The 26,442-nt window shown below is 63.1% G+C and carries 33 protein-coding genes and 1 pseudogene; 7 read left to right on the top strand and 27 right to left on the bottom strand.

All coding sequences use genetic code 11. From position 1 onward, the window contains the following. Positions 1-100 precede the first annotated feature (100 nt). The 4 genes from TZ53_RS23775 to TZ53_RS26975 all read left to right on the top strand — a co-directional run bounded on the left by TZ53_RS23775 (position 101) and on the right by TZ53_RS26975 (position 2,755). Positions 101-1,297 (top strand): tyrosine-type recombinase/integrase, encoded by a 1,197-nt coding sequence (locus tag TZ53_RS23775; RefSeq protein ID WP_052628280.1) that lies wholly within the window; start codon positions 101-103, stop codon positions 1,295-1,297. A gap of 533 nt (positions 1,298-1,830) precedes the next feature. Further along, positions 1,831-2,049 carry a hypothetical protein gene (locus tag TZ53_RS26980; protein WP_157009863.1) on the top strand — a complete coding sequence of 73 codons (219 nt, stop codon included), beginning with the start codon at positions 1,831-1,833 and terminating at the stop codon, positions 2,047-2,049. Between the two features lie 48 nt (positions 2,050-2,097). After that, complete coding sequence (locus tag TZ53_RS23770; protein ID WP_044663378.1) at positions 2,098-2,532, top strand: CBS domain-containing protein; 435 nt, start codon at positions 2,098-2,100, stop codon at positions 2,530-2,532. Positions 2,533-2,548: 16 nt separating this feature from the next. After that, on the top strand, positions 2,549-2,755 hold the full coding sequence (locus TZ53_RS26975; RefSeq protein WP_157009862.1) for a hypothetical protein: 207 nt from the start codon (positions 2,549-2,551) through the stop codon (positions 2,753-2,755). Positions 2,756-2,836: 81 nt separating this feature from the next. On the opposite strand, the gene TZ53_RS23765 is transcribed toward TZ53_RS26975, so the two are convergent. From TZ53_RS23765 to TZ53_RS23735, 8 genes are all read right to left on the bottom strand, one after another. Next, positions 2,837-3,757 (bottom strand): Tim44 domain-containing protein, encoded by a 921-nt coding sequence (locus tag TZ53_RS23765; protein ID WP_238320210.1) that lies wholly within the window; start codon positions 3,755-3,757, stop codon positions 2,837-2,839. Between the two features lie 443 nt (positions 3,758-4,200). Further along, entirely contained in the window at positions 4,201-4,455 is a 255-nt protein-coding gene (locus tag TZ53_RS26425) for a TFIIB-type zinc ribbon-containing protein (RefSeq protein WP_084694428.1), read from the bottom strand. Positions 4,456-5,000: 545 nt separating this feature from the next. Continuing rightward, positions 5,001-6,083, bottom strand: coding sequence for a rod shape-determining protein (locus TZ53_RS26415; RefSeq protein WP_337589262.1), 1,083 nt, complete (start codon positions 6,081-6,083; stop codon positions 5,001-5,003). A 203-nt stretch (positions 6,084-6,286) separates the two neighbouring features. Next, a complete protein-coding gene (locus TZ53_RS23755) occupies positions 6,287-6,736 on the bottom strand; it encodes a universal stress protein (RefSeq protein WP_044663569.1) in 450 nt (149 codons plus the stop codon). A gap of 152 nt (positions 6,737-6,888) precedes the next feature. Then, a complete protein-coding gene (locus TZ53_RS23750) occupies positions 6,889-7,254 on the bottom strand; it encodes a DUF2726 domain-containing protein (protein WP_238320208.1) in 366 nt (121 codons plus the stop codon). A gap of 413 nt (positions 7,255-7,667) precedes the next feature. Next, positions 7,668-10,709 carry a MobF family relaxase gene (gene mobF / locus TZ53_RS23745; protein ID WP_044663374.1) on the bottom strand — a complete coding sequence of 1,014 codons (3,042 nt, stop codon included), beginning with the start codon at positions 10,707-10,709 and terminating at the stop codon, positions 7,668-7,670. After that, positions 10,709-13,009 carry a type IV secretion system DNA-binding domain-containing protein gene (locus TZ53_RS23740; protein WP_044663373.1) on the bottom strand — a complete coding sequence of 767 codons (2,301 nt, stop codon included), beginning with the start codon at positions 13,007-13,009 and terminating at the stop codon, positions 10,709-10,711. Before TZ53_RS23740 ends, mobF begins: the two co-directional genes overlap by 1 nt. Next, positions 12,999-13,289 carry a hypothetical protein gene (locus TZ53_RS23735; protein ID WP_044663372.1) on the bottom strand — a complete coding sequence of 97 codons (291 nt, stop codon included), beginning with the start codon at positions 13,287-13,289 and terminating at the stop codon, positions 12,999-13,001. Before TZ53_RS23735 ends, TZ53_RS23740 begins: the two co-directional genes overlap by 11 nt. 679 nt (positions 13,290-13,968) lie before the next feature. Between TZ53_RS23735 and TZ53_RS26410 the strand changes: the two genes are divergently transcribed. Further along, positions 13,969-14,187 carry a hypothetical protein gene (locus tag TZ53_RS26410; protein ID WP_082165929.1) on the top strand — a complete coding sequence of 73 codons (219 nt, stop codon included), beginning with the start codon at positions 13,969-13,971 and terminating at the stop codon, positions 14,185-14,187. A gap of 121 nt (positions 14,188-14,308) precedes the next feature. Here the strand turns inward: TZ53_RS26410 and TZ53_RS23725 are convergent, their stop codons facing one another. The 3 genes from TZ53_RS23725 to TZ53_RS23715 all read right to left on the bottom strand — a co-directional run bounded on the left by TZ53_RS23725 (position 14,309) and on the right by TZ53_RS23715 (position 16,671). After that, positions 14,309-14,530, bottom strand: coding sequence for a hypothetical protein (locus TZ53_RS23725; protein WP_044663370.1), 222 nt, complete (start codon positions 14,528-14,530; stop codon positions 14,309-14,311). A 393-nt stretch (positions 14,531-14,923) separates the two neighbouring features. Beyond that, positions 14,924-15,490, bottom strand: a complete 567-nt coding sequence (locus tag TZ53_RS23720; RefSeq protein WP_044663369.1) for a hypothetical protein — start codon at positions 15,488-15,490, stop codon at positions 14,924-14,926. Positions 15,491-15,681: 191 nt separating this feature from the next. After that, on the bottom strand, positions 15,682-16,671 hold the full coding sequence (locus TZ53_RS23715) for a DUF2493 domain-containing protein (RefSeq protein WP_044663368.1): 990 nt from the start codon (positions 16,669-16,671) through the stop codon (positions 15,682-15,684). A 489-nt stretch (positions 16,672-17,160) separates the two neighbouring features. On the opposite strand from TZ53_RS23715, the gene TZ53_RS23710 reads away from it, so the two are divergent. Further along, positions 17,161-17,679, top strand: a complete 519-nt coding sequence (locus tag TZ53_RS23710; RefSeq protein ID WP_044663367.1) for a hypothetical protein — start codon at positions 17,161-17,163, stop codon at positions 17,677-17,679. On the opposite strand, the gene TZ53_RS23705 is transcribed toward TZ53_RS23710, so the two are convergent. The 8 genes from TZ53_RS23705 to TZ53_RS23670 form a co-directional block, all read right to left on the bottom strand. Continuing rightward, positions 17,666-17,923, bottom strand: coding sequence for a hypothetical protein (locus TZ53_RS23705; RefSeq protein ID WP_238320207.1), 258 nt, complete (start codon positions 17,921-17,923; stop codon positions 17,666-17,668). The genes TZ53_RS23710 and TZ53_RS23705 overlap by 14 nt on opposite strands. Positions 17,924-18,084: 161 nt before the next feature. Beyond that, positions 18,085-18,414 (bottom strand): hypothetical protein, encoded by a 330-nt coding sequence (locus TZ53_RS23700; protein ID WP_044663366.1) that lies wholly within the window; start codon positions 18,412-18,414, stop codon positions 18,085-18,087. Positions 18,415-18,468: 54 nt separating this feature from the next. Continuing rightward, positions 18,469-18,798 carry a single-stranded DNA-binding protein gene (locus TZ53_RS23695; protein ID WP_044663365.1) on the bottom strand — a complete coding sequence of 110 codons (330 nt, stop codon included), beginning with the start codon at positions 18,796-18,798 and terminating at the stop codon, positions 18,469-18,471. Between the two features lie 543 nt (positions 18,799-19,341). Then, positions 19,342-19,854 (bottom strand): hypothetical protein, encoded by a 513-nt coding sequence (locus TZ53_RS23690; protein WP_044663364.1) that lies wholly within the window; start codon positions 19,852-19,854, stop codon positions 19,342-19,344. Positions 19,855-19,883: 29 nt separating this feature from the next. Further along, positions 19,884-20,375 carry an SRPBCC family protein gene (locus TZ53_RS23685; protein ID WP_044663363.1) on the bottom strand — a complete coding sequence of 164 codons (492 nt, stop codon included), beginning with the start codon at positions 20,373-20,375 and terminating at the stop codon, positions 19,884-19,886. Continuing rightward, on the bottom strand, positions 20,372-20,716 hold the full coding sequence (locus TZ53_RS23680; RefSeq protein WP_044663568.1) for an ArsR/SmtB family transcription factor: 345 nt from the start codon (positions 20,714-20,716) through the stop codon (positions 20,372-20,374). Before TZ53_RS23680 ends, TZ53_RS23685 begins: the two co-directional genes overlap by 4 nt. A 255-nt stretch (positions 20,717-20,971) precedes the next feature. Further along, a complete protein-coding gene (locus TZ53_RS27685) occupies positions 20,972-21,298 on the bottom strand; it encodes a type II toxin-antitoxin system prevent-host-death family antitoxin (protein WP_044663362.1) in 327 nt (108 codons plus the stop codon). Positions 21,299-21,488: 190 nt separating this feature from the next. Then, a complete protein-coding gene (locus TZ53_RS23670) occupies positions 21,489-22,028 on the bottom strand; it encodes a DUF736 domain-containing protein (RefSeq protein ID WP_044663361.1) in 540 nt (179 codons plus the stop codon). Between the two features lie 259 nt (positions 22,029-22,287). Here TZ53_RS23670 and TZ53_RS26970 point away from each other — a divergent pair, with 259 nt between their 5' ends. Next, positions 22,288-22,635, top strand: a complete 348-nt coding sequence (locus TZ53_RS26970) for a hypothetical protein (RefSeq protein WP_157009859.1) — start codon at positions 22,288-22,290, stop codon at positions 22,633-22,635. Positions 22,636-22,648: 13 nt separating this feature from the next. Here the strand turns inward: TZ53_RS26970 and vapC are convergent, their stop codons facing one another. The 8 genes and pseudogenes from vapC to TZ53_RS23625 all read right to left on the bottom strand — a co-directional run bounded on the left by vapC (position 22,649) and on the right by TZ53_RS23625 (position 26,410). Continuing rightward, positions 22,649-23,038, bottom strand: a complete 390-nt coding sequence (gene vapC, locus TZ53_RS23660) for a type II toxin-antitoxin system VapC family toxin (RefSeq protein WP_044663360.1) — start codon at positions 23,036-23,038, stop codon at positions 22,649-22,651. After that, entirely contained in the window at positions 23,035-23,229 is a 195-nt protein-coding gene (locus tag TZ53_RS23655; RefSeq protein ID WP_044663359.1) for a type II toxin-antitoxin system VapB family antitoxin, read from the bottom strand. Before TZ53_RS23655 ends, vapC begins: the two co-directional genes overlap by 4 nt. Positions 23,230-23,686: 457 nt before the next feature. Then, a complete protein-coding gene (locus TZ53_RS23650) occupies positions 23,687-23,986 on the bottom strand; it encodes a DUF7673 family protein (RefSeq protein ID WP_044663566.1) in 300 nt (99 codons plus the stop codon). Between the two features lie 3 nt (positions 23,987-23,989). After that, positions 23,990-24,124: pseudogene (locus TZ53_RS27680) on the bottom strand (type II toxin-antitoxin system Phd/YefM family antitoxin); the annotation flags it as partial. Between the two features lie 27 nt (positions 24,125-24,151). Beyond that, positions 24,152-24,909, bottom strand: a protein-coding gene (locus tag TZ53_RS26400) for an IS5 family transposase (protein ID WP_443216155.1) whose coding sequence is annotated in 2 segments (ribosomal slippage) — positions 24,152-24,573 and positions 24,573-24,909 — 759 coding nt in all. Because the reading frame shifts where the segments join, the coding sequence is not laid out codon by codon here. A gap of 87 nt (positions 24,910-24,996) precedes the next feature. Next, complete coding sequence (locus TZ53_RS23635; protein WP_044663356.1) at positions 24,997-25,419, bottom strand: DUF6915 family protein; 423 nt, start codon at positions 25,417-25,419, stop codon at positions 24,997-24,999. Positions 25,420-25,421: 2 nt separating this feature from the next. Then, complete coding sequence (locus TZ53_RS23630; protein ID WP_044663355.1) at positions 25,422-25,895, bottom strand: DUF6878 family protein; 474 nt, start codon at positions 25,893-25,895, stop codon at positions 25,422-25,424. Beyond that, positions 25,892-26,410 (bottom strand): hypothetical protein, encoded by a 519-nt coding sequence (locus TZ53_RS23625; protein ID WP_044663565.1) that lies wholly within the window; start codon positions 26,408-26,410, stop codon positions 25,892-25,894. Before TZ53_RS23625 ends, TZ53_RS23630 begins: the two co-directional genes overlap by 4 nt. Positions 26,411-26,442: the final 32 nt, after the last annotated feature.

Raw genomic sequence — 26,442 nt, 5'->3', positions numbered from 1 at the left:
TTTAGTTACCATAATGGGAGATTATGGTAAGTATAGGACGCCAAAACGGCGGGGGAGGGCAAAAATCGTTTACCTCCCCTGAGTAACACACAGGAAGGTGATGACCGAGCGCTCCACAACTCCTTATAAGGAAATCATCCTTGTCCAACCGCAGCGCGCGGGTCTTCCGGCCCGCTCGCACGTCATGGGCGCCGAAGCGGTTGACGCACGTCTGCTTCGTACCATGGGAATGCTCGTTCCCGAAGGACTGCCGCCGGTCAGCCGTCTTGCCGTCGAAACCGCTCTTGCCGCCATGGCGGAAGCCACGAAGGCGGCGATCGCCGCCGATATCGAATGCTGGCATGCCTGGTGCGTCAAAGAAGGCCGGTCGCCCATGCCCGCTGATCCCGAAGATCTTGTACATTATGTGAACGACCTCGATGTCAGGGGGAAAAAGCCTTCGACGCTCGCTCGACGGGTTGCAAGCCTTGGTGCGTTGCATCGAGTGCTGGGGCTGGCCCAAAATGCGGCTCCCACCGAGGCAGCAATCGTACGCGCGGCGCTCAAGGCCATCCGCAGGCGCAGGGGATCGCTGCAGCGGCAGGCGGCACCGTTGCGGCTTGGCAAGGCATTGGATTCCAATGCTCCGGAGGGATTTACCCTTTCAGCCTTGCTCGACGCCTGTGGCGATGACCTTCAAGGACTGCGGGACGCTGCTCTGCTATCCCTTGGGTACGACGCTGGCCTGCGCGTAAGCGAACTGACCCGGGTGGAAGCGAACCATATTGAATCGCAGGAGGACGGTTCAGCGACGTTGTTCATCCCCTTTTCCAAAACAGATCAGGAGCAGGAAGGCGCCTGGGCTTGGTTGTCAGCCGAGACGGTGCGGCGCGTCCACGCATGGACGAACGCGGGCATGATTGAGGAAGGTCCGATTTTCCGAAGGGTCGGAGTCGACCGCCGACGCACGGGAAGAACGGAACGACAGCTCGCATCGGCGGAAAAGACCTATTCGATTGGGCTGACAGCGCTCACTCGACAGGGGGTCAACGCCATTTATCGCCGCATCGCCATCAGAGCCTATGAGCAAGGTCTGGTGACCCTGCCTTCCGGCAAGCTTGTGGCGGCTGTCCAGGCGCTGTCCACCCATTCGTTACGTGTCGGTCTGACCCAGGATCTTTTTGCCGCGGGCGAGGACGGGTTGGGAATTGCTCAGGCGCTTCGCTGGAGTTCGCCGACCACCGCTTTGCGCTATGGTAGAAAGCTTGCTGTACGCAGCAATGTTGCAGCGCGAGTGCTTTCACGCGTTCGACGTTGACTGGCTAGATCTGAACAGCCTGTCGCAAGATCGGGCCGGGGTTCAAGCGCCCTCCAATCCCACTTCGCTCGATGTCCACTACGCCGTTGGGATGTTCTCATTGCAACCTACTTCCCATCTGCAAGGAACATGGTCAGTATCGAGGGCCATATGCTGGTCACGGACAACATGAACTACAACCCCAGTCAGATCATTAGGCTATATTCGGCCAAGATCGCTTATGAGTGTGGCGTTGAGGTGCCGGAGAAATCCTGTCATTGCGGCAGGGCAGACATGCGGTCTTGAACGGACTGGCCCGGTATAGCCACCGTCCATCACATGGCAGGGCTTTGGCGGGAACGTCGCCTCGCCGGCCCCGTTGCGATCGGTGATCGCGTCCCGCTCACTTTGCGGGTACGTCAAGGAAGGCGACACACGGGTAGGCAACCTTGAAGCGGAGGTGGCCGGATGCGGCATTTCCCGGTCCCTTCGGGTGCACCCGAAGCGTCAGGCGGCGCGATTGAAAGCACCAAATCAAGGCAGAAGAGGACACCATGGCCTCCCAGTCACTTACCCGTTATCGGTCCTGCCCACTCGAGCCGTTTCGCATCGCCAGCCCGTTCCTGTCCATTTACCGGCAAGCAGAATGGGCCTCCAAGAATGTCTATCGCGAATTCGACAATGCGCGAGAAGCGTTGGGCAGCGTTATCGCGCCGAGCATCGGTGTCACCCAGAGCGGACGCCCCGGAAATAAGCCGGAGTTCCGGCACTGAGCAATGGGAGCCTCCTCCAAGTGCGGCTCCCCTGACGGAGGAAATATCATGAAAGTCAGCGAATGTATGACACAAGATGTCCGGATCGTGGATCCGGGGGAGACACTGCAGGACGCAGCCCGCACGATGGCGGAGATCGATGCTGGATTCCTGCCGGTCGGCAAGAACGACCGGCTCGTCGGCATCATCACTGATCGCGACATCGCGATCCGCGCCGTCGCCACCGGGCGATCTTCAAATGCGAAAATCGGCGACGTGATGAGCCAGGAAGTCAGATATTGCTATGCCGACGACACGGTTGAAGACATTCTTGACAATATGGCACAGCAGCAGCTTCGGCGGCTACCGGTGGTCGACCGCGACAAGCGTCTGGTTGGCATCGTGTCGATCACCGATCTCGCCACCAATGGTGAGGCGGCGCACAGCGGCGAAGCGCTGTGCGAGATCGCCCGGCCTAGCGGTCTCCATTCCCAGGCGATCTGATCGGCGGGAACGTGCGATGAGCGCCACGGGTCTCAAGGTCTTCGACAAACCCATCCAAACGACGAACATCTGGCTCGGCGAGAACGAGCGGAGGCTGCCGTTCAAGGGATTCTCGATTCTTGGTGCCGCTCGCGCAAGTCTGGCCAAATGGCGGCCCGGAAAAGGCCGCCATTCACCACCAGCAAAGAGAGAGAGAGAGACCCGGCCGTCTTCCACGGCCTGATAGCCGGAATGCAATATTAGAGGCGAATTGAAGCTTTCGCGCTTTTTCCGACTGGCTCTGGTATTTGCGGCATCCTAGAGATCATGCTTCCTGGATGGCCGATAAACGCCATGCGCCGTGTCCGCTCCTGACAAAAGTCCACAGTTCGGTCGTTAAAGTGGGACGATCGGGATCACCTGTCAGAACTGCGCCGCTATTGCCATCGCGCATGACGTCGATGCTCTGGTACCGCATGGCGATCGTGGCATAGTCCGTCCCACCTTCCGTCCAGGCTTCCGCAACTTCCGCTTCAAGAAGCTCGGTTCCCGATACCTCGTTACGCTGGCCTCGCGTCGCGTTCTGGCTCATTTCCTCGGCCAGATAAGACATGATTTCAGGCGTCGTGCAGACGCGCAACCGGGCATAATCTTCATGCCCAAAAGCGTCCTGCACCTCTACGAGCAGACGCTCGAAACTTTGCTGGTCGCTCGTCGTGATGGCAATCTCCCGCGACAGGGGAGCAGAAGAAGCGACCGAGGACACAAAGGCGTCAAACCCGCCCTGTGACGCTCCCGTCAACGGGCGGGTGGCGAATGAGGAAGAGGCGACGCCACCTACCGGAGCCAAGGCAGGCCGGCGACGAAACATCCTGAACGCGAGCCAGGCAAGCCCACCCAAAAGCGCCATCTGCAGCAAAGCCATCAGCATGCCGCTGCCGTTCAATGCGCCAAACCCATTGCCAAGCAGCATGCCAAGCAGGCCGCCGGCAACGAGACCCCCGATCAGGCCCTTTGCGAGCCCGCCAAACCGATTGGGCGTGTTCGTCGCCGGGCGCGGCGTTGAGGCGGTGTTCTGCGCCGGAGCCTGGGTCGGCGTTGCGGTCCGCTGCACCGCCGGCGCCTGATTGGGCGCGGTTTTCGTGGCAGGCGGAGCAACAGCTGTTCGCGAGCCTCGGCTACCTAAGCTGCCGCCGCGCCGGGCGTCCGCCGGGCTGACGGCCATAACGGCGATCGCGAGACTCATGGCAATCGCAGAGGCATTGCGAAACGTAGTTCCAATCATCGAAAATCCTTCTGGCTATCAGCCAAGTTCCTCAAGTGTTGGACCCACAAAGACGGGCAAAGTTCGCCCCCGACAGCAAGCCTCACATTCGCAATCGCGAACTACAGGACGGTGCTTCTGGAGCGGTATGGTCGCCTCCTCGTATTCTGGTCCAGTTGAACGAGCAGCGCAGATGATGGGACACTAGATTAACGACCAGCATCGAGCGCACTCGATGCGGTCCGACATCACGATCGCCTTTCAGGCGATCGCCAGAGGGGCCCGGCCCGCATGGTTGCTGGATAGCATGCCGTCCTTTAAATGCAACAGCGGCTCATATCAGCTAATGGGACTGCGGGCCGGTCTGCGGTGTGCGATGCGAACCGCCAGCCTTCCTCTTCGATGACGAAGGCCGAGCAGCCCGATCAGTCAAACAGCTCTTTCAGAAAGGATTTTTTCTTCCGGGAACGATAACGGCTATCGTGCGCGTCAGGGGGACGCAGGCGCGTCCATGCATCAGGGAGATCCCGCTCTTGCAGTCGAACTGGTGGGGTGGCTGAGCGCTCGATGATCTTGTCCAGTTCGCCGCGATCAGACCATATACCCCCCGGGCAATAGTCGATTTCGATGCCTTGGCGTTCGGACATTATCAGTCCCGTGCAGCAGCCTGGGCAAGGCATAGCCTCCATGGATTGTCGCTGTATGGTACACCCTCCGCGCCTGGAACACATGGCCGTACAGGCGGTCCTTGACGTGCAGTCGCACCTTATTGAGCCGCAGCAGCCGCAAATTGTCGGGAGTGCGCCGTTTAAGTTCCCTCCAGATCTCCTCCTCAAGCTGTCCGTGCAGTCTCGTCATTTTATATGGAAACGACTTCAATGCCTCTCTCCAATCAAAATGGATCGATCGGATCAATTGCGAGGAAGGAGAAATTCACTGACCTGCACCGAGCCAACCCGATGCGGTCCGACATTACGATCATCTCTCAGACGACCGCCAGAGGGGGCCGGCCCGCAGACTTGCTATGGAATGGCTGCTGGCTCTTTCCATATGTATTGTGGCGTTGTGGTCGCCATACGCTGTCTCGGGTGTCCAGATCGGAAAATGGCTCAACGGAGTCATTCAACGCAATCTGCGAACGCGGGGCAGCTTAGCCAGAAACGCTCGATCCTTCATTCTGCGCTTCTGCTGATCGATCGCGTGTCGAACGGCGAACGCTCGATGCTCAGCCCTGAAGCATATGATGAAGGCCCTGAGCCACGCAGAGCGAGGGGTGTTGAGCGACAACCACCGGCACGGAGGTTTCACGCTCTATCATTCGCGGCAACTGCGGCACGAGCGCGCTGCCGCCGGTGAGGAGGATCCCATTTACGTGTACGTCGTGGCTGAGTTCCGGCGGCGTTTCGTTGAGAACGTCGCGTATGACGGCAACGATCTGGGTAGCGTGCTTTTCTACCACGCGCCCGACTTCAGCAGAGGAAATATGCAGCGATTGAGGCGCCATCGACACGAGGCTTCGTCCTCGGACCTCGATCAGCCCATCGCCGGACGGGGCCTCGGCATGAAGAGCGGCATAATCCTTTTTGATGCGTTCGGCGCTTTGACGGCCGATCAAAATCTTGTGTCGAAAATGCAGGTGATCAGTGATCGCCTGGTCGAGGGCCGCGCCACCCGCGCGCACTGAACGCGTAAGGCACATTCCTCCAAGTGAAATGACGGCCACTTCGGTGGTGCCGGCACCGCATTCCACGATGAGTGCGCCACGCGGCTCATCCACTCGAGCACCAGCGCCAAGAGCCGCCGCGAACGGCTCCAGAACCAACTGAGGGCTTAGCCCGGCATCGATAGCAGCGGTGAACAGCGCGCGCCTCTCGGCTTGCGTCGCGTCCGCGGGGACTCCCATGAGAGCGCGCGCCTTGCGCCATGGCTTTCGCTTCAGTTCCTTTGGAATGGCATACCGAAGTAATTCGGTAGCAGTGTGAATGTCCTGTAGCACACCCCTGCGCAGCGGGCGCCGTACTGCCAACTTGGGCGGGGTTCGGTCCACCATGGCCTGAGCAGCAGCTCCAGCCGCAACCAGGCGCGGAGCGGTGCCAAGATCTGTAAAACAGCACAGCGACGGCTCATCGAAAACAACACCCGCATCGCGATCGATGACCCGTAGGTTCGCAGTCCCGAAATCAATCGCTAGTTCCGGCCGCGTCCATGATGAAAATGAAACCATGGGATCGATATAATGTGCTGGTCCCGCTTTGTCCCCTTTCGTTTTTGCAGCAGCTGGGAACCGGATAAAATTGGCTCCGAGCATGGCGAGGTGCGGCCAAGAGAAAATATCGCCCAAAACTTCTACTATATGTTCTTCTCTATCGGTGTTCAGCCAAGAAATATTGCGGACAAAATCGCTACGTCGCCAAGCCAGAGCAACGCAAATTCATTGTGCAAGCGTCTGCATGCTCGGCGCGATAAGGGTAGGAAGGCTGGATATGGCGCCCGAGCTCGTTCAAAATGAGGTCAGCGCACCACGAGCACCGGGATCACGCTGTGGGTCAGCACTTCGAATGCCTTGCTGCCGAGCATCAGCCGACCCAATCCTCTGCGTCCATGCGACGCCATCACGATAAGTCCGCAATTGCGCTCCTTGGCCACAGCGATTATTGCCTCGGCAACCTCCGCGTCAGGCACATGGAGGATTTCTGTGGTTACTCCGAGCCGCTCGGCCGAGTCCTTCGCGCTAGCGAGGATGCCCTCGGCTGCGCTTTTCTGTCCCTCAGCATATTCGGTCAGTGCAGCCTCGCTCCAAGCGAGATCGTAACCCACTCCACTTGAATATACGGGAAAGCGTTCGGTAACGGTCATGATGGTGACATTGACACCCAGGGCCTTGGCCAAGGCAAGACCATGATCCACGCCCTTCTGGGCAGTTTCCGATCCGTCAGTTGAAATGAGTATATGATTATACATGAGCATGCCTCCCAGCGGGTTGTCACTCAGTTTGAAGTGCATCAATATCCCGCCGCTTCGTCAAGCCTCTACCTTCTTGCGCGAGGCGTGTGACCAGAGCCAACGCTTGATGTGGGGCCAGGCCCGAGGCAGTCATCTATCCTTATGGTAAATTAGTCCTGGCGCCGCCCCTGCACCAAGTCTTCACGAAGTGGGTGGACGATTCTGAGTACTGCCGGAATGGTCGGACGAACGGACGCCGGTATCCGGAAGGGCCGGTAACCGGCGGCGCCTGTCATCGTATCGCGGATCCGGTCGCGCGCTGCATTGTGGGAGCCGTCATCAACCTCGATCAGGGCGACGACACGACCGGTCGTGGGATCCTGCACCACGAAATCGACGATCTTCTGCGAGAAGGCGTTGCGATCCGCAGATGTCGCCCGGCGCCCGATTGATGCGGGAGCCTTGAGAAGAGCGCCCATCGCGACCTGTGCATGGAAGCGGTACATCGGGAATATCTCCTCCAACACGATCAGCATGGCCTCTTCCCGGCCGGTCATGAACGGCTTGGCGACCGGGGCGAGCCGGATGGAACCACCCCCTCCCAACAGCAGCGCGAGAAGGATTCACAGCGCGCCCGCAAGGATAACAACCGGCAGGATCGCACGCTCCATAGGGCCGCCGATGTTCAAAGTTTCCATGGTTCGCGTTCTCAATTCATCCATTTCAGCGCCCCTCGGCGCGGCTGCGCGTGCCGCGCTCGAGCAGTGATCGGTAAATGCTGAGTTCCACCTCATCCGCCTTGCGTTATCGGCAGGTCGCGCCGGTCGGCGCCGGGGCACTCGACGCACGTCTCGGTCGTGCGCTCGCTGCCCAACTTGCCGGCTCGTTCAAATTCCCGACCCATCATGTCCTCCTTCATCTCACCCGGCGCCGTGCCGGCCGCTTCGCATCACAAGTCGAGGCCAAGGCTGCGTTCGGGCAGCGGCGGCAATTGGTCACGCCGATCGGGTTTGAGATCGGGCGGCGGCGCCTTCGCCTCCTCGGCCGAGTGTGCCGGGCCAGGCGACAGAGGCGGCAGATCGCTTGGGAGCGGCGGCAGATCGGGCAGATCCATCCCATCGATGGGGCCGGGATCGAACGGCACCGACGGCTGGGACGAGGGTCCCTTCTTCCCGTCGATATCGAGCCGACCCAGGGTTTCGAGGGCGGATGTCTTGTTGCCGAGGTTGCGGTCGAGCTGCCGTTCGAGCTTCTCCCTGTCGTCGACCACCAAGGTCAGTTCGTCGCGCACGCGCGTGACGCCGACGTTGAACAGGCGCTGGTTCGAAAGGTGCCGCTCGTGCGACGACATGACGGTGATCGCCTTGTCGGTGGTGATGCCCTGCGCCATGTGCATGTTGAGGCTGTAGGCAAGGTCGAGCCGCGAGAGCATGGGGTCGCCGAGGCCGAGTGTGAGGGTTTGCTTGTCCGCGGTCTCGACGCGAACGCCGTCCTCATCGATCCCGACAACCCGCGCCATCGCTGCATTGAGGAGCCCCCGATCCTTGTCGTTGGCGGTCCAGCGGATGCGGTCACCCTCGCGCAGTTCGATGCTCTTCTTCCCGGCCAGTTGGAGCCGGTCGCGCTGCTCGGTCGGGGAGAGCTTCTGGGGATCGAACCGGATCTTGCGGCGCCCATCGGCCAGATCGACCTTGCCGTTAGCGTGGACTTTGAGCACGTCGTAGCGGCCGCCCTTGAGGCCGACATCCTGCGCGCCGCCGCGCCCCACCTCGAGCGTCTGCCCGGCCCGGTAGGTCGAGGCGTAGCGCAGCTCCTCACGGGTCGTGTTGACCCGCTCGTAGACGGTGAGGTGAACCGAAGGCCCCTTCACCGACCCTTCCGCGACCAGGCCGTCCTGGATCCGCTGGTTGATGGTCGCGCGCGCGTCGCGCCCTGAGGCGAAGACCGCCGTTACCTCGCGATCGGCAGCGCCAAGCGCGAGCCACATGTCGGCCGCCTGCTCCGCCGGGGCGCCGGACTCGACGACCCGGTCGCCCAGCACCTTCATCGCGGCGCTGGCTTTGCCGACATTGGCGAGCGCGGCAACGGTGCGCAGCAGATCGGTACGCTGGCGGATATTCTGATCCATGCGCGCCATGGTGCCGCCGCCTGCCTGGATCATCGCGAAGGCCTTGCCGGCATCGATCGAGGAGAGCTGCTGCCGATCGCCGACCAGGACGAGCTTGTCGACGCCCAGCGCCTCACTGATCTGGTGGAGTTTCAGCATATCGGCCGACGAGACCATCGAAGTTTCGTCGGCGACCAGCATCGTGCCGGCGAACTTCTCGCGCGCGGCCTCGAAGCGCGGGGTACCGCGCTCGGCGATGAACCGCTCGTTGGCAAGCACGAACGACGCGATGGTCTGCGCCTTGATGCCGGCGCCTTCCGAGAGGTCCGCGACCATCTTGTTCTGGAAGGCAAGACCGGTGATGACGCGCCCTTCGGCCTCCGCCACGCGCGCGACCGCGCCGAGCATCGTCGACTTGCCGGCGCCGGCGACGCCCTGCACCGAGACCGTGCGGTCGGCCGAGGTGAGGATCAGGGTCGCGGCCGCGAGCTGGCCGGGATTGAGGGGGCGGTCCGCGGCCGCCTGCAGCCGGGAGACGGCATCGGTCGCCGGTACGATCGGGGCGGCCAGGCCCCTGCCCTGCTCGACAGCGGCAAGGATCCGTTCCTCCGTGCGCAGGGCTTCCGGTGTGGTCACCATCCGGCCCGTCCGGTCGACGGCCGTGGCGACGCCGGGGATGAGCCGGCGACCCTGGATGAGCCGCTCGATCCTTTGCTCGACGGACGCCATCGTCACGCCCTTCAATCCCAGATCGAGCGCGGTCGCGCCGAGCTTGTTGAGCGGCCAGGCCGCCTCGCGTTCGGACAGGATGCGCACCGCCGAGGCGACCGCGAGCTGCGTCCGGGCTTCGTCCGGCGATCGGACAGCGCGGGCAAGACCGTGATCCACGAGGGGATCGCGCGGGCGCAGGAATTCGCCGACCCTGCCCCGTGCGACCGCAATGGCGTCGGTGATCGCCCGGTAGCCGCGCTCGATCGCGCTGTCGCGCGAGCTCATCCCGGCGCGGGCTTCCGCGGCCGCGCGCAGGTCCTTGCCGTCGAACCCGTGCGCGGCGGCACGGTCCGCCCACTCCTGCTTGAGGGCTTCGCGATCCTCGACCTGGAGCTTGGGGTCGCGTGAGCGCTGGGTGATTTCGCGCAGGCCCTCGGGTGACTTGATGCCGAGCTTCGTCGCCCGGTCGAGGATCTCCTCGCGGCGCTGGCTATATTCGGCGAGCACCGCCTTGGGGACACCGGCAATCTCGAAGGTGCCGTGCTTGCCCTTCATGTCGAGCTGATAGCCTGCCCGCTCTAGTTCGACCCTGAGATAGGCATGATAGATCGAGCCGATGATGCTGTTGTGGCTCCAGAGCTTGTCGGCATGGAGCGCCTGCCATTTTCCGTCGGGCATGCGGGTGAGGTTCGCGATGACGGCGTGGATATGGGCCTGGGGGTCGCGCGCGCGGCTCGTGTCATGCTGGAAGAGCGCATAGACGAGGTTGCCGGTCTGGACGGGCACCTTTCGCCCCTCGACGTCCTTGCGCCCCTCAACGAGGTTCTTCTCGACCCAGGCCATGGTCTGCCTGACTGCCGTCATGTTGGCGGCAAGCACGCGCTTGTCGCCGGCGACATAGGCCATGACGCTCGCCGATTTCGGCATAGAGAAAGTGAGATCGAGACCCGCCCGCCGGTTCTCCACTTGCGCCACACCCTCCCCGCTCGGAAGCACGCCGTTCAATATGGCTTCGAACGGCTCCTTCGAGACTTCGCCCGACAGGCCGATCGCCTGGGCGCCCTCCCCGCCCCAGGCGCTGATCTCGGACGAGCCTTCGACCGTGTAATAGTCGTCCTTAGCGAAATAGCTCGCGGCGCCGGAGGCGGAGCGGATGGCGGCGACCGAGAGCATCAGATGCCCATGTCCATGCCGTCATGATCCGGGCCTGCCGAGAAGTCCTGGCGCAGTTCGGCAAGGGTCTGATCCTCGACCTGGGGCGCGGGACCATGCCGATCTCCACGCCGGTCGTCCCGATCGCGGCTGGCGACAGGCTGTTCCTCCCCGCCGGCCCGCGCGGTCTGCGCCCGCTCGGCGGCGGCGGGCGCTACCGTCTGATCGCCCTGGTCATCCCCGCGCTGCGCGGCTCGATCGGCGGCTGCCTCGGGCTCTTCCTCGACCTCGGCGGACAGGATGCGCACGGCAAGATCCCGCGCGAGATTGGCGGTATCGGAGACCTCTTCCACGACCAGGCCGGCGCCATCGCGCCCACCGGCCTCCCCGGCCCCCTTTTCTTCGAACACCTCCTCTCCGCGCCTTGACCGCACGGGCTGAATATCGGGGCGGGCGATGAAGCCCTGTGCGACCTGGGGATAGTCCTTCCACTCGAGCAGGATGCGCGCGGCCGGAAAGCCGTCGGGGAACTTCACGAAGCCGTGCATGGAGGGCAAGTTGGTTATGTCGTCGGCGATGACGAGCGGTTCGACCTGCTTGCGCGGAGTGAGCGTCGAGGCGTCACGGGTGTTGTTATAGCCATAGCTATAGGCCTCATCCATCTGCCGCACTTCGCGGTTCCCGATATACCGTGCGCACTGCTCGGCCGTGTCGAGATCGGCGGTGGCGAGAATGAGCTTGGAGCGCGCGAGCGAGGCAAGATTGCGCGCGCCCTGCTCGCCATAGACCTCGACCAGTTTCTCGAAACTATGGATGCCCAGGATCATCGCGCCACCGAAGGCGCGCGCGGTCTGAAGGCCGTTCTCGATCGCGGGCAAGCGGTGCAGTGCTCCCAGCTCATCGAACATGAACCACATGCGCAGCGACCGGGTGCGCGGCAGCGTCATGAGCCGATTGATGGCAATGTCCATCCACAGCGTCAGCAGGGCCCGGTTCATCGGCAGATCGACATAGTTGGAGGTGACGAACAGGATCGATCCGGGCTGCCTGTCCTGGGTGATCCAGTCCCGGATCGAGAATTGCTCGCCGGCATCGGGCAGGAAGCGCAGGACCTGGGCGTTAGTGTTAAAGACGGCCCGGATCGACTCCGCCATGCGTGCCGCTTCGGGCGCGGTCAGCGGGTCGGCGATGGTGTTGGCAAGGGTGCGATGAACGCGCTTCAGATCGGCGGTCATCAGATTCTCGGCGAGCGCGAGATTGGTGGTCTGGCCGCGCTCCATCAGACGCACGCACATTTCGATGAAGAGGGTGCGCGCGGCGAGCGCCCAGAAGGGTTCGGAGGACCCGCCGTCGGACGGGATGAGCGCCGCGGCGGCAGCGGTGAACTCGCTGTGGGTACGGCAGTCGTTGAAGATCGACCAGGCCGGGCATCGCGCGTCCATCGGATTGAGGATCGTGTCGCGCAGCGGATCGTAGAAGGCCTCTACATAGGCGCCGGTGAGATCGAAGATGACGGCCGTGTCCTGGCGCTCGCGCATCTGTGAAACGAGGCTCCGAAGCTCGGTGGTCTTGCCCGAGCCGGTGGTGCCGATGAGCATCGAGTGCGATTGCTCCATGCGGTGGGGATAGGGGATGCCGGCAAGCGTGTAGGGATGGTGGATGCCGGCGTCCTTGCGGGCGCGAAATGGCAGCGCGATCACCTGCGCCGGGGTAAGCCGCGGAAAGAGATCGGCGGCGTCTTCTTCGAACTTCGCCCGGTTATGGGCATTGATCTCGGCGAGAAGGACGGGGCGATCGACGAGCATGGCGCCGCGCTCATGGCGTTCCTGAAGGATCGAACGACCACGACGATGCGAGATATCGACGAACCAGATCGTCAGCGGGATAGTGAGGAAGGTCGAGACGAGGATGGCGCCGACCAGACCCCGCATCGCGACGGCCCAGGCCTTGATGACCTCCGGGATATAGGGGACCGCTTTCATGACGGTTCGCATGATTTCGCCATTGGGCAGCGTGACGTTGACGCGCTTGTTCGGATCGAGGTCGACCCAATTCCACAGCGCCGAATAAATCTTCATGCAGACGAGCTGGAAGCCATGCTCGTCGAGCTTGATCGACACGATGATCGACCAGGCGATGAGGAAGGCGAAGAACCAAAGCAGCAAGGGCAACTTCGCGCCCGAGAACCACATCAGCATCTCGTGGGTGAGAAGCTGCGAGCCCCGCGTGAAATTCCCCGAGTTGCGCTGCACGCGGCCGCGCGCGCTGTGGTGGGTGAGCGGGATCGGTCGGCCGTCGTTCCGGATGTCCTTATGCGCCATGATATTGCTCAAGACGCTTGTCAGTTTCGACGATGATCCGGTCGCGATATTCGGGAAATTGCTCGCGGATGATGATGTCGAGTGCGAGATGCTGGAACTCGCTGATCCGTGCGATCCGACGATTGCTCGTGTTGAGCACATCGACAGAGCCAAGAAAGCCGTCGACAGCTGCGCGCAAGAGATCGGATGGAGTGCAGCCACGCTCCGAGGCGAGCGCGACCAGGCGGTCATATTTGCCCCGGTCGAGGCGGACCGTGCAGTGTTTGTAGGGAGTGGTCAAACCAGGCCTCCTAGCAGGGAGGCTGGTGGGGTCTCAGAAAGCGTTGCTGCTTATATCGGATCGACGCTGCGCCGGCAAGGAATTCGCGTAGGGCCATTCGACCGTGTTCGTCCGTATCACGCTGAAAGGGCATATTTGTTGGAAATTTTGCCCAGCCCAAACGCTGTCCCACGACGCCCCACAGATTGATTTCCGACTAAGTAGCTGGATTTACATCAGAACTCTTGCACCATCGGTGCGTTCGGTGTGCTACTCTGCGCCAGGGTTGATCCCTATCCCCGGGCCGTCCTGGGCTCGCATGGTTCATGGGTGGGACTTGTCTCCGGCGGGGTGTCGGGCCGTCCGGCGGACGGAATGTTGTGCACGCATTCGGTGAAGCCCGGGTTCGCTAGAGGGGCCGTGCTGGACGGGTGCTTCCGTCCATAGTGATGCGGATCAATGGTCCTTACAAACGGCAGGGTTCGTGACCCGAACGGGCGGAGACAAGGCCTCGCCTTGGCTCCGTGAGCTTGCCCGCTGACCGCTCCTTCCAGCGGTCAGCGGCCTAGCGAATAGAGCCCGGCGGCTGGGCCGCTTCGCCCCGCCGAGCCGCCGCCTCATCTTTTCCTTCCAGCATCGCGCCGGCCCCGATACTATACCCCTCGTTCATAGCCCGATCAGCGTGAACCAAGAGGCCCCTATGGCACGTACATTGGAACAGGAGCGCGCGGCGCTCGCAGAGGACGAACGCAAACTGGAAGGGCGCAGGCAGAGACTTGCGGAAAAGGAGCGGGAGGCAGCGATTCATGCCGTCGAAAAAGCGGGCCTGCTCAAGGTCGATAGTAAGCGCCTGTCCGGTCTGATGACCCGTATTCGGTCCCTCGGAATCGACGAGGTGGAAAAGCGCCTCACCGCCTGAACCACCCCCTGCCGCGACCCGGCGTCGCGGCTCGGACATGGGGGGCTCGATGCCCCTCATGTCCGACTGATCCTTACACAAAAAAAGGGGAGAGGCCGCCAAGCCCCTCCCCGTCCCGGCCTCAATATTCGTCGATGAGGCCGCCCGGTGCGGTGTAGACGATCCGGTCGATCATCGCCTGGCTCAGCGCACCGTAATCGCCCTCGTCGATGGCGAGGTAGCCCAGTTCGCTGTCCTCGATGACGTGCTGGTCGAAGTAGCTGCGCTGGGCGCGGCGCGATGCATTCGTGACCGCGGCGAAGTAGGCGGCGTTGTCGGCGGCGGCGGTCGTGATCGTCTGCATGTTTGGCTCCTGTCTGTCTTGAATGACAGGGGCAGTCGCGTCGGGCGGGCGGGGCCGGGTCAAGGACCCGCGCAGCGGGCCGCGTAGCGGCGGTGGGGGTCACGATTTTCTTCGGCGGCCACTGCCGCCGAAGGGACGAACTGCCGCCCGATCCGCCGAAGAAAATGGTGGGGCCCCGCCGTCCTTGAGGCGGCCTCGTTCGCCCGACATCATGGGAAAACTGTGAGAGATTTTTCCTCTCGTGAGGCCCCCCCCCTGGCAATGCGTAGCGGCGTGCGGTCCGACGGGACCGCATGGCACGCGAGCGAGCCGGGACCTCACCGCGCCCGGTGTCGTTTCACAGCCCCTCAACATTCCGGATCGACGCACTTCTCCGCCGCAAGACGCCGGACGTCATGCCCAGCTGAGGCGGGCGACGGCAGGGTCCGGTGCCGTCATCAGCAGCGTCTCCAGACGAGGGAGATAGTGATCGACGCATCGCGCTCTTGCGCGGGCGGCCGTGGCCGGATCTCGGAGCCGGTCCTGTGCCATATCAAGCGCGATGTCGCCAACGCTTTCGGCCTCGATCTCGAGGGCCTCGAGCAGGGCATAGGCGTTGCCGTAGGCGAGATCGAGTTCGAGACCCCGATCCGATGTCAGCGCGACGCGCATGCGGATTTCGGCTGCCGTGCGGTCGCGGTGGACCATGACCCGACGGACACGGAACTGCGCTTCTTCCACCACCGCGATGACAGTGGGCTCGTGGTCGAACCGGGCGGTGATCGACGCCAGAGCCAGAGGACAGACGCGCGCTTCGAAACTGTCGCCGAGATATTCGTCGGGCTCGAGCAGCGCCACGCCCAGCCGGTCGCCTTCCGCGCGGAGAAACCTCCGAAAGGCGGCGAGCTGCCGCGCGGTGATGATCGCATACGGATCGGTCGTCTCGTCGGCGGGGACGGCGATGCGGAACAGGATGGACATGGCCTTTGGCTCCTTGGAAGTTGCCCGTCTCCCGCCCTCCTTTCCTCCCTTGGCCGCCAGCGGCGGGCTGTCCCGGGGCACGTCCAAGGGTGCGGCGCGCCGGGTTCGATGCCCGGCGCGCCGCAGGAACCACGCGAGAAAGAGGCACGAGAGGCCCCGGCGGATGCCGGAGCCTCTCGGCCGACGGGCGCTCAGGCCCGCCGGATGGTGCGCTCTGAGGTGCGCTGCTGGGACAGCTTCACGACGTGGAGGGGAACGCCTGCCTGGCGCAGTTTCTGTGCGAGGTTCATCTGAATACCGCTGCCTTCGCAGACCACCGCTTCCACCGGCTTCAGGGCGAGCAGGCGATCGTTGCGCACGAACGCGGCCTTGGCGCCCAACCTGCGGTCCAGGCGGAACATGATGACCTTCACGCCGCGCGCTGCCGCCCAGGCCTGCGCAATCGCGTCGCAGCCTTTGGCCTGTGCGGTCGTCGCGAGGACCATCTCCGGGACGCGTGCTTTGATCGAGTCCAGTCCCTTCCAGAGCAGGTCATGATCTTCCCAGACCTGACCGCCCGAGAAGGCGACGACGGGGCCTTCAGGGTTGAACTGCTCGCGGCGTTCCCGGCCCCGTGCGGCGAGAAAATCACGCGCGTCGATCATCGATGCGGTGACGCCCTTCGATACCCGGCTGCCACGCGTCGGAGCGTAGGGCCGTCCGGTCTCGACGCGATAGACTTCGGCGGCGTGGTCGCGCATGCATTCCATGGCGTCGCGGCACCCTTGCAGCGTCTGGCAGAGGAGCTGGGCGTCCTCGATCTGCGATGCGTAGATTTCGCTCGGTTCGAAGCTGCGCGCGAGATCGCCGAGTTCCTTGGCGGCATCGTCCTCGCGGTCGCTGATGCGCTTCGCCACGACATGGAAGCTGTTGACGAACCCCCATGCGAGGTCACCCGCAAAGGCTTCCAGCCGGGTATCGCGGAACACATCGAACAGCGTCGCCATCACCATCTCGACCGCCGCGCGCGCCTGGTCGGGATCGGGCATGTCGAGTTGCTCGCTCTCGTCGACCGGCGACAGCTTGGCGCGTTCGTCATGTTCCAGGAAAGCGCCCGAATAGAGCGTGCTGCGTTCGTCTGCTCCGGTCTCGGCGGCGATGTGGCTGGCGAGATCGGCGAAGTTTGCAAAGGATTTGGTCATTGGAGCCTCCAAAGGTTTTCAAGAAACTCATCCATTCGATGAGGCTTGCCTCGGGGCATGCGGTGGTCAGGGAGGTCAGGCACGGCGACCGGTCTCCGGTCGCCGCCGCTGCGCGGGGAGTGGGGGAACCGATTTTCCGGACGGGTCCGCGGCACGCGGGCGCGGACTGAAAATTGGGGGGACCGCTCATGCTTGACGGACGGCCAACCCCGCATGCCACACTAGGCAGACACAAGAGAGGAACAGGGGTGTAAAACCTCACCTTGCGTCACCATCCCGCAAGGGGATCGTAACCCGGACGGGCGGAGACGCGCCCCGCGCGGCTCCGTGAGGTTAGCCGGGGTCGGCCACAGGCCGGCCGCGGCTTAGCGAATAGAGTCCGGGTTCCGCCCGGCGCGTAGCGCGGTACGGGATGCGCCGCCCCTGTGCCATCTCGTCTTGCGCTGGAACATTATTGGAACTTTCAGCATCGCGTCATAGACTGGCGCGATGCAGGGGGAATCGAAGCCCTATCCGGGCGAAGTGGCGACACCGAACAACATCAGGCAGCTCGCCGACGAATATCGCGGCGCGGCGCATGATCTGATGGGCCGCGGCAAGCGGGGCAAGCCGTCGAGCTGGGCGCCGGCGCGGATGACTGCGATCCAGGCGATCGAGCTTTACCTCAATGCGCTGCTGCTGGCGCGGGGCGTGAAGCCGGCCGAGATTCGGGGTTACCAGCACGACCTGCGCAAGCGCACCGCGAACCCCGCGGTATCTGCGCTGCGGCTGCGACAACGCACGCTCGAGCATCTCGGCAAACTCAGCGAGGGCCGGGAATATCTTTCGATCCGCTATGGCCCCGAACTGAGCGGCAATCTGTCGCAGCTCAATCGCCTGATGGCGACGCTCGACGAGGTCGCGACCAAGGTCGGTGGCGCGCTCGACAAGGCGAACCCGTCAACGCCAGATCCGGGACCGGCAAAGGGCCCGGCGCGCGCGGCGGTGCCTGCCGTCACACCGGCCTGATCCAGTCGGCGGCCTCGCACCAGCCGATGATATCGCTGCCGCTGTCGCCGACCGCGTCACCCGAGATGTCGCGCCACGGCGAGCGCGGCCGGGAGGTCGGCATATAGCGGGCCGTGAGCAGTTCGAAGGTCGAGCAGGTATAGCCGCTGAGACAAATGGCGAGCACCGGCTGGTCCTCGCGCGGCAGCGCGGCCAGCGCCGAGATGAAACCTGATGGAACCGGATGAAGCGTCGCATCGATCATCGTCCGCGCGAGCCTGTCGGAACGCTGTCGAGGTCAGGGAAATTCAACAGCCACCAAGCCAGGCGGTGGTTAAGAATGATGCCGTAGCCATGGGTGCGGGGACGGCGGAGACGTGCTGTTGACGACATGGGTGATATCCTTGGGGACAAAGGAATGATGGGTCAGTGGACCGACCCGTCGAAGGTGAAGAGGAGATCGGGGCTGACGAGCTGATGCTCGGCGGCCACCAGCGACCAGGCGGCGGCGAGTTCGTCATGATACTCGCAGTCGACGATCGCATCGGCGCTGGCTTCGCCGAACTGGGCTTCCTCGAACGAGCGGATATGGGCGGCGTCCGCGGCCTCGGTGATCGCGCCTGCGAGGTGCGCTGCGATCTCGTGGGGATTGAGCTGGTCGGCGGCCCGGCGGATGCGGGCGACCAGGTTGGGGTTGAGGACTTCGGTCCCTTGGGCGACCCCGGCGATCTCTTCGAAGCTGGAAAGCTGGAACATCTATCGTCTCCGTGAAAAGGAAAGGGGGCGGCCCAAGGGCCGCCCGTCCGGGGGTCAGAGGAACTCGATTTCCTCGGCGACGATGTCGGTGTTGTAGAAGGTGCGGCCGTCCCGCTCGTTCTTGCTGTAGCGGATCTCGCCGACCACCATGAGCTTGTCGCCCTTCTTCTTGTGGTTGGCGACCGACTTGCCGAGCCCGTTGAAGGCCTTGACGGTGTGGAACTCGTCGTAGGTTTCGGCGTAGCCGTTGCCGTCCTTCTGGACCTGGCCGTCCTTGATGACGGGCTTGGAGGTGACGAGGGAGAAGCTGACGCCGCCCTTGCTGTCGGTGCCGAAGCGGGTGATGTCCGAAGTGATACGGCCCGAAAGAAAAACCTTGTTCATGATGCTGTGCCTTTGCGAAGCGCCAGCGGGCCGATCCCGCTGGGATGGACAATCGCGAAGGCCCGGGTCAGAGGGGCCGGCGCACCGGAGCGAAGCGCAGGGGAATCCCGAATTTTCCGGGTGGTGCGGGCAGAGGCCGTCAGGCCTCAACACGGCCGGATAATCCGGGGTTGCGGCGGCCCCGCCCGGGCGTAGCGTTCATCCCCTCAAGCGGGCGGCGTGCCTGGCGTTTGCAGGACGGCGCACGAGGCCATGGACAATGGGGATTCGGGCTGAGAGCTTCCGCGTTTCCCGCAGGTCCGACACGGGTGCGTTCATCGCCTGGCGCGGTTCCGTAGCGCGAGGCGGCGCCAGTGCGGCGGACGGGAGCGCCGCCGCCGCGCAGGGGCACACCGGGAAGGCTGCCGGGCCGTCCCGATGCGATCGGCACAGGAGAGACGACGTGCTAGGTGGCAGGCGTGAGCCTGGCCTCTCGCGAACCGACGTCGGCGCGATGGCGATGTTCCTGGCGACCTGGTCGAGGAACGCGCGACGAATACGATGTCACGGAGCCGGTACGCGCAATCCCTCGAGTAAGGCCTGGAAGGTCGGGGCCACGAAGCCGAGGTTCACGCCAGTGTCGCCGTGCCACGGCTCGCCCTCGAAGTCCCAGAACCACACAACGTCGCTCGCGGCGCCGAATTCGAGCAGGGCGTGGCTTGGACCGGGCGTGAAGCAGATCGGCAGCATATGGGCGGGGAACTTGGGCAGGTCGTCATCGACGTCGAGGACGAGACCCTGATAATATTGGGCGACCTTGTCGGCGGCCATGAACATGCTGACCGATGATCGCAGGTTCGTGGCGGCGTCCTGCGCGTCATAGGCAAAGGTGAATTCGCACGGGTCGTCCAGCAGTTCGAACCGGACGTATCCCCAGGTCGTGACGAATTCGAGATAGCTTTTTTGCGGCACGGCAACGGGCGGCAGACGACGCCGCATTTCGAGGTCGGCGTCGCCCGCCTTGGCAAAGGCTTCGCGGGCGACGATCGCCTTGATAGCAGATGGCAATATCAGCATCGATCCCCACCCAACGGCCTCAGCGTGTCTCAGGCGCTCCAGCCGAAGCGCCTGTCGAGCTTCGAAAGCTGACTCGTAAAGCCCGCCTGCTGCATTTGCGTGGTCTGCAGGTCGTGCATCTGGCTTAACGTGACGATCATGCGAACCTTGCCATCTGCTGAGGGTATGAAGTCGACTTCCATGATGCTGTCATAAGGCTGCACCCCGGGAATGAAATCGATGACCTGTGTGAGGACAAGGCGCTCGAAGGGCCGAAACTCGGAGAAGCGGCCGTTGCAGTCGGTTGAGGTCGGCTGCCCCATGTCCTTCATCGCGACCACCATCTCGGCAGAGTCCGCGACCATCTCATAGCGGAGAGCACCGCCGGGCCTCGCGTCGATTTCCGAAACGTCGGCCCGAAAACCTTCAGGACCCCACCAGGACTGGAAACCGTCCTTGGTCGTCCACAGAGACCAAAGCTCCTGCGGCTGGGCCGCATAGATTCGCTCGATGACGATGCTCGACTGGATCTGATCCGTCATTCTTTATCACTCCTTGAAACGTCTTGCTGCTGCTGTTGACGGGCTTCAAGCGCCGCGCCGAAGCGATCGAGGCGCTTCTCCCAAAGCTGCCGATATTGCGCGAGCCATTGATCGATCTCACGAAACGGGTCTGGCGCGAGCGAGTAGAGACGCCGCTGCCCGTCCGGGCGCATCGTCACGAAACCCGCTTCACTCAGGATACGCAAATGCCGGGAGACGCCGGATTGGTGGATTCCCACCACATCGGCCAGATCGTTGACCTGTCGCTCGCCGGACCGCAGGGCGTCGACAACGCGGCGGCGGGTCGGATCGGCCAGGGCTTCGAAGACGTCCATATGCATGTCCGTATATATGCACGATAACGCATATATAATCAACACCCGGGAGCAGCGTCGATCCTGCGTTGTGTCGCCGGTCTTGGACGCGGCATTGAATAGCAGCGCGGACGATGCGTCGCCTTTGGTCGTGCTGGCCACCGTGAAGACGCGGCTGTCCTTGACGGCCGCAACCATCAAAGGCTGCGTCTTTATGCCGTCGCCGCGGTGAGCGGTTTTGTCAGGGGCGAAAGAGAGACGTGGTGGAGGATGTCGCCGACGTTAGGGGGCGGCGTCATCGTTCCACCGATCCGAAGCGCGTTCCTGCGCGGTCGGGCGGGTGGCCTGGAAGAGTGCGGCATGCTCCGCCGTCATGTCGGCGGCGAGGACGGTCTGCAGGTCGAGAATAGCCAGGATCTGTCCTGCAGTGAAGCGTTCGATCCGCTCGAAATAGGCGGCGTCGTCAATCGTGAGATCTGGGTGGCCATGCTTGGTGATGGTTACTGGCGCGCGGCGGCCACGATCGAGATATGGTCCGGGGTCGTTTTGGAAGTCCGTGAGCGCAACCTTTTCTGTCCGCGTGGGAGCGGGTGTGCGGTCGGCGGGCACGGCGGAGCTCCTCAATCGATGTTTCCAATATAGGGAAAATGGGAAGATTATGAATATTGCCTCCGATCGCGCGGTGACGTCGGGAAAAGCAGCAAACGAAGACAGGGCCCGCTTCGCCAGGGGGTGCGAAGCGAGCCCTGTCACCCCGCGCCGGGGGCTCGTGACGCGGGGTTGGCTGGTGCGGTCGGCGTTATTCGACGGGTTCGGGGGTACGCTGACGGCGACCGCGACGCGCGGGCTCCTGCACCTCGCCGCCGAAGTCATGCTCGCTGGACGACTGGCCGAGGCCGGCCTCGGCGCCTTCGCCGCCCGTGCCCGCGCCCATGCCGGCACCGGCAGTCTCGTCGGCACCCGGCAGCGGCGGGAGACCGTCATCGGCCTTGGACGCCATTTCGGAGGCGAGATCGCGGCGGCGCGTCGGGCGCGACCAGACGACGTTGTAGCTGCCGTCGTCCTGACGGAAGGCCGAGATGTAGAGCGGCGCGGCGAAGCTGGGGTCCTCGATCTTGCCGTTGAGGAAGGCTTCGCCGGTGCCGTTCGAGAAGAGCTCGAAGAGCGCGCCTACCTGCACCCAGGCCCGCGCGGTGGACAGCGCCAGCACTTCGAACTTGGGCGCTTTGGGATTGGCCGAGTGGACCTCCCGCAGCGCGAGAGTCATGGCGATCGTCAGCGTCGCAATCTTGCCGACATAGATGCCACCGTCATTCTGCTTGATCGTACCGATGTTCATGGGACTTCTCCTGGATGATCGCTCGAACACCCTTGTCCGAGACATCGTCCTCCCTCCCCCTCCTCTCCTCGGCCGTTCGGCCGAGCAGGCGCTTAAGCGCCCCCTTCCTTAAGACTATCCGAGGTCCGCTCTTCGCGGTCTCGGGGAGTTGGTCGGCTTACGAGGAAAGCGATGCCGGTTGAGAGCGCCTTCCTTGCACGTTGCCCGCACGCTACATTGTGCAGGGCTGTACAACGGCAGTCGCAGTCCGATTAGGAGGATGCAGCCGGTGTTTACCGAGAAACGAGATTGGGATGGCGTGACAAGTGCACGTCCTGCGCGACTGCGAAAGGCGTTTGAGCTGATGCTGGACCGTGTACTTGGAGAGCGGATCCTAGCTGATGGCGGAGTAGCCGTGGAGCTGTGGTCCGCTCTTGCCAATGTCGAATGGCAACATGCTGATGGCGGCGCGGTGAGTTATTCGTTTCGGTCGGCAGGTGACCTGATTGCATGGCTTCGGGAAGAAGGCAGCTATCTGGACTGGTATTGCTGCGCGGAGCCAGGCGTCGTGTCGACGAATATTCAACGCGCTCTCGCCGCGCATGGTTGGACGCCGAAGGTCCAATAGCAGTAGGCGTGCCTCAAATCGAATTGAGGCCAAGATGTTCGGTGAACGGATCGAAGTCCTGATCGTTGTGGAGGAGGTTGATGCCCGCTTCGATGCATCGGGTCGCTATCAACGTGTCGATCGTCTTTCGAACGGTAATCCCGCGTGCTCGTAACGATCGGAAGTTCCGCGCCGCCTGAAGAGCGATCTCGCGACCGCCGATCTCGATCAATTCGAGTGAACCCAGCAAACGGTAGGCGTGTTTGAAATCTCGATCGGCCGAAAATCCCTGGAGCACTTCCGCAAGGACGAGATCGCCAATGAGAAGCGGTTCCTGGCCGAGCAACTCGTCAAGGATGTCGGTTTCGCGCGATGGCGTGCCGCGAAAGAAATCGATCCAGACGCTGGAATCGACAAGGATCATTTGTCGCGTCGCATCGCGTCAAGGTCGCCTTCCCAATGGAGTGTTCCCCGGGCGGCACGGATTGCTGCTTGCGACTGGATTTTCACAAGGGTTCGAAGGCCGGCTTCGACGGCCTCACGCTTGGTTTTGAAACCGGTCGCGCGCATGGCATCGGCCATGAGTTTGTCGTCTATGACGATATTCGTTCTCATGATGTGTATCCTTTTCGGTTTTTATACACATAGCGTTGCTGAGCATTGGTTCAACCGTGAAGCGCCGAAACCGCGGGGAATTCAGACCTGGAGATAGCAGTCGTGCACGAGCACGAAGGCGTCGGCGATCGAATCACCTTCACGCATCCTCCTTCCCTTTCACTGGATAGGAGCGTCCCGGCGGCGTGTACGCCGATCACCAGCAGATTGTTAGGGCCGTCCTCTCAGGCTTTCCGGCGGCGGCGCTTCGGCCCGACATGGTCGGCCGAGACCTCGAGATCGATGGCGAGTTGGGTGAGCGTTCGGTGCGCGCCGAGTCGTTGCAGCCCGTCCATCCGTGGGTCGAGCTTGATCGTTGCGAGGCGGCGACACGCAAGGTATGCGGGTCGAGTTCCGTCATGGGACCGATCATAGCGCAAACGGGACGGCAGAGCGAGCCGCCAACCGCCGTGCGGGCTCAGTCGTTGTTGAAGTCGCGCCGGCAGTGAACAAGCTCGATCATCTCGGCCTTGCGGGCGAAGGCGTCTGGATAGATCGCGCCTTCATGCTGGCCGAGAAAGCCGATGATCGTGGTCATGTGCGTCACATCGACGCCGAACAGATCTGCGATCGGAAAATGGCCGCAGTCGTCCCCGTTCCACCAGGCGAGCAGGAAATTGGCGACGCGGCGCGCCTGGCCATTGTCGGAGCCCGCGACATCAATCAGATAGCGGAGGGCATTTTGCACCGCTCGTTCCCCAAATGGTCCGTCCGTCACCGCTTCCTGCGCGTTCACAGGAACGACCTTGGCCACCGGCTTGCCCGCCTTGGCAATGATGAAGCCGCCGCTGTTTGCGACCTGGTCGATGAGTCGAGACAGATGCGTCTTCGCTTCGTGGATGTTGACGGTTTGCATCACTGGCTCCTGACTTAGGCTCAGGACTCATTGATTGAGCCAGAAGATGAAAGTTGCGGCGAAAGCAACGGCTGAGAGGAAAGTGTGAGCGCAGCGGTCATATCGGGTGTGGATACGGCGCCAGTCTTTGATGCGGCCGAACATATTTTCGATGCGATGCCGCTGGCGATAGAGGATGCGGTCGTGGGGTATGGCGGTCTTGCGGTTGCGCTTCGATGGGATGCAGGCCGAGATGCCTCGTGCAGCGAGAGCGTTACGGAACCAGTCGGCGTCGTATCCGCGATCTGCGAGCATGGCAGTGGCAGGCGGCAGGGTATCGACCAGCAGGGCGGCGCCCTTGTAATCGCTGGCCTGTCCTTCGGTCAGAACCAGGCGGATGGGCCGCCCGCTGCCGTCGCAGACCGCATGGAGTTTGGTCGTCAGTCCGCCGCGACTGCGTCCGATACAGCGGGATAGAGCCCCTTTTTGAGTAGGCTGGCGGCGGTGCGGTGGGCCTTGATGTGCGTTGCATCAATCATGAGCCGATCCGTCGCTTCGCTGCCGGCGAGTTCGGCGAAGATGCGGTTGAAGACACCCATCCGGCTCCAGCGGATGAAGCGGTTGTAAATCGTCTTGGGCGGTCCGTAGGCGGCCGGTGCATCCCGCCACCGTAGCCCGTTGCGGATCACAAACAGGATGCCGCTCAGCACACGCCGGTCATCCACCCGCGCAACGCCATGCGACAACGGGAAATATGGCTCAATCCGGCGCATCTGCGCTTCCGAAAGCAACAACAGATCATCCATCGCGGCACCTCCACCGCTATTGAATCAACCCTGACGCCCTAGCGCAATCAATTTAATGGGTCCTGAACCTAGTTCAATCAACTCAGTCTATTTTTGACTGATAGCAAAACCGGGCTCGCCCAGCGAACTTTGGGCATGTCTCGAGGCGTTGCGGCGAAGTATCGGATTCAGTCCCGGCGACCCGGATGGGTTGCCGCGCAGGATCCACGGCATGGGCTGGATGAGCCGTGCCCAGTCGGCGAAGGACGGGATTCGCCCCAGGTCCTCCGTTACATGCATCTCGCCAATCAGCCGCACCGGCACGTCGCGGTGGTCGCTGTTGGTGATGGTGACCCCGAATACCGTCTCGAGCATGAAGATGCCCTCGGCATGATGGCGCAGCGCACGGTGACGCGGATCGGCAAGGATCTTCTTGGACTCATCGAACCACTGGTGAAGCGCGATATAGTCGCCGGGCACCCCGCCCCATCGACGCACCGAGCTGAGCGCATGATAATGGCAGTGCGACATGGCTAGAGCTCCGTCTCGGTCGTTTCATAGTCGACGAAGCGGCTGTTGTGGGTGAGCGATACCGCGCCGCTCGCGACGTCGATCTCGATCGTGCCCCAGGCGCCCTCGCCATTCTCCCAGCCGCTGTGATGGTCGCTTGCGGCATTTTCAGCGAAGGCGCTGAGCGCATCCTCGAGCTGGATCGCGCGGCTCGCCATGTCGCCGCCCCATTCGACCGAGAAATGGTCGCAAAGCACGGAGGGCAGGTCACAGGTGTCTTCGCCGGCAAAGGCGGTGACGTCGCCGACCGCGCCTTCATCGCCCCCGCCATCATATCCGATCTCGACGCGGGTGATCCCATGTTCGGCGAGCAGCGGGAGGAAGGCGGCCTTGCAGCGGCGCTCGGCCTCGCGGACGCGGTCGATCTGTTCGTCGATCTCCGCGACGATGCGGGCCGCGGCGGCGGCATGTTCGGGATCGGGCTGGATGTCGGTCATGCGGAGATTTCCTGAAGAAACGCGTTCGCGGCCTTGGCGCTCGCGGGGTAGGCGGCGGCGAGGTTGCGGTGCAGGGTTTCGAAATCGGGCACGGCAAAGCGGCCGTCAGGGCCGGGCCGCGTCGCAAGGAGCGCGCCTGTGACGATGGCATTAATCCGGTCACGCTCGACGATCGGCGGTTCGCTGTCGGCGTAGCGCACGGGCGCCGCGAAACAGGCTTCGGTCCAGGTCGCAAGGCCGTCCTGGACGGCCTCGGCATAGGCGGCGACCCGCGCGTCCCGCCGGGCGGCGCCGGCATCGACCGAGAGACCGAGCGTGTAATAGACCCCGAAGTCGTGGCGGTTGGTGAGCGTCTTGAGGACGCAGCCATCCGGCGGCACACCGAAGCGCGCGATCAGCGCCGCGCGATAGGCTGCGACCTCAAGACGGTTTAGCCTTTCGAAATCCGGAGTGTGCCCGAGCTGCGCGCAATCCTCGTTCGCGGGCGCGCCGCCCAGGTCGATGATATCGGACATCGCTTCCTCCATGGGTCGGACAGCAGGCCCAG

The organism is Sphingobium sp. YBL2 (assembly GCF_000943805.1).
In the GTDB taxonomy this organism is placed as follows: domain Bacteria; phylum Pseudomonadota; class Alphaproteobacteria; order Sphingomonadales; family Sphingomonadaceae; genus Sphingobium; species Sphingobium fuliginis.
The sequence above is the reverse complement of the archived record's forward strand: the minus strand, read 5'-3'. Positions and strand labels throughout refer to the sequence as shown.

Bases quoted from the DNA above. Each gene is read 5' to 3' on its own strand.
- TZ53_RS23775 (WP_052628280.1), top strand. From the start codon at position 101: ATGACCGAGCGCTCCACAACTCCTTATAAGGAAATCATCCTTGTCCAA.
- TZ53_RS26980 (WP_157009863.1), top strand. From the start codon at position 1,831: ATGGCCTCCCAGTCACTTACCCGTTATCGGTCCTGCCCACTCGAGCCG.
- TZ53_RS23770 (WP_044663378.1), top strand. From the start codon at position 2,098: ATGAAAGTCAGCGAATGTATGACACAAGATGTCCGGATCGTGGATCCG.
- TZ53_RS26975 (WP_157009862.1), top strand. From the start codon at position 2,549: ATGAGCGCCACGGGTCTCAAGGTCTTCGACAAACCCATCCAAACGACG.
- TZ53_RS23765 (WP_238320210.1), bottom strand. From the start codon at position 3,757: ATGAGTCTCGCGATCGCCGTTATGGCCGTCAGCCCGGCGGACGCCCGG.
- TZ53_RS26425 (WP_084694428.1), bottom strand. From the start codon at position 4,455: ATGCCTTGCCCAGGCTGCTGCACGGGACTGATAATGTCCGAACGCCAA.
- TZ53_RS26415 (WP_337589262.1), bottom strand. From the start codon at position 6,083: ATGCTCGGAGCCAATTTTATCCGGTTCCCAGCTGCTGCAAAAACGAAA.
- TZ53_RS23755 (WP_044663569.1), bottom strand. From the start codon at position 6,736: ATGTATAATCATATACTCATTTCAACTGACGGATCGGAAACTGCCCAG.
- TZ53_RS23750 (WP_238320208.1), bottom strand. From the start codon at position 7,254: ATGCTGATCGTGTTGGAGGAGATATTCCCGATGTACCGCTTCCATGCA.
- mobF (WP_044663374.1), bottom strand. From the start codon at position 10,709: ATGCTCTCGGTCGCCGCCATCCGCTCCGCCTCCGGCGCCGCGAGCTAT.
- TZ53_RS23740 (WP_044663373.1), bottom strand. From the start codon at position 13,009: ATGGCGCATAAGGACATCCGGAACGACGGCCGACCGATCCCGCTCACC.
- TZ53_RS26410 (WP_082165929.1), top strand. From the start codon at position 13,969: ATGGCACGTACATTGGAACAGGAGCGCGCGGCGCTCGCAGAGGACGAA.
- TZ53_RS23725 (WP_044663370.1), bottom strand. From the start codon at position 14,530: ATGCAGACGATCACGACCGCCGCCGCCGACAACGCCGCCTACTTCGCC.
- TZ53_RS23720 (WP_044663369.1), bottom strand. From the start codon at position 15,490: ATGTCCATCCTGTTCCGCATCGCCGTCCCCGCCGACGAGACGACCGAT.
- TZ53_RS23715 (WP_044663368.1), bottom strand. From the start codon at position 16,671: ATGACCAAATCCTTTGCAAACTTCGCCGATCTCGCCAGCCACATCGCC.
- TZ53_RS23710 (WP_044663367.1), top strand. From the start codon at position 17,161: ATGCAGGGGGAATCGAAGCCCTATCCGGGCGAAGTGGCGACACCGAAC.
- TZ53_RS23705 (WP_238320207.1), bottom strand. From the start codon at position 17,923: ATGATCGATGCGACGCTTCATCCGGTTCCATCAGGTTTCATCTCGGCG.
- TZ53_RS23700 (WP_044663366.1), bottom strand. From the start codon at position 18,414: ATGTTCCAGCTTTCCAGCTTCGAAGAGATCGCCGGGGTCGCCCAAGGG.
- TZ53_RS23695 (WP_044663365.1), bottom strand. From the start codon at position 18,798: ATGAACAAGGTTTTTCTTTCGGGCCGTATCACTTCGGACATCACCCGC.
- TZ53_RS23690 (WP_044663364.1), bottom strand. From the start codon at position 19,854: ATGCTGATATTGCCATCTGCTATCAAGGCGATCGTCGCCCGCGAAGCC.
- TZ53_RS23685 (WP_044663363.1), bottom strand. From the start codon at position 20,375: ATGACGGATCAGATCCAGTCGAGCATCGTCATCGAGCGAATCTATGCG.
- TZ53_RS23680 (WP_044663568.1), bottom strand. From the start codon at position 20,716: ATGCATATGGACGTCTTCGAAGCCCTGGCCGATCCGACCCGCCGCCGC.
- TZ53_RS23670 (WP_044663361.1), bottom strand. From the start codon at position 22,028: ATGAACATCGGTACGATCAAGCAGAATGACGGTGGCATCTATGTCGGC.
- TZ53_RS26970 (WP_157009859.1), top strand. From the start codon at position 22,288: ATGCAGCCGGTGTTTACCGAGAAACGAGATTGGGATGGCGTGACAAGT.
- vapC (WP_044663360.1), bottom strand. From the start codon at position 23,038: ATGATCCTTGTCGATTCCAGCGTCTGGATCGATTTCTTTCGCGGCACG.
- TZ53_RS23655 (WP_044663359.1), bottom strand. From the start codon at position 23,229: ATGAGAACGAATATCGTCATAGACGACAAACTCATGGCCGATGCCATG.
- TZ53_RS23635 (WP_044663356.1), bottom strand. From the start codon at position 25,419: ATGTCGCACTGCCATTATCATGCGCTCAGCTCGGTGCGTCGATGGGGC.
- TZ53_RS23630 (WP_044663355.1), bottom strand. From the start codon at position 25,895: ATGACCGACATCCAGCCCGATCCCGAACATGCCGCCGCCGCGGCCCGC.
- TZ53_RS23625 (WP_044663565.1), bottom strand. From the start codon at position 26,410: ATGTCCGATATCATCGACCTGGGCGGCGCGCCCGCGAACGAGGATTGC.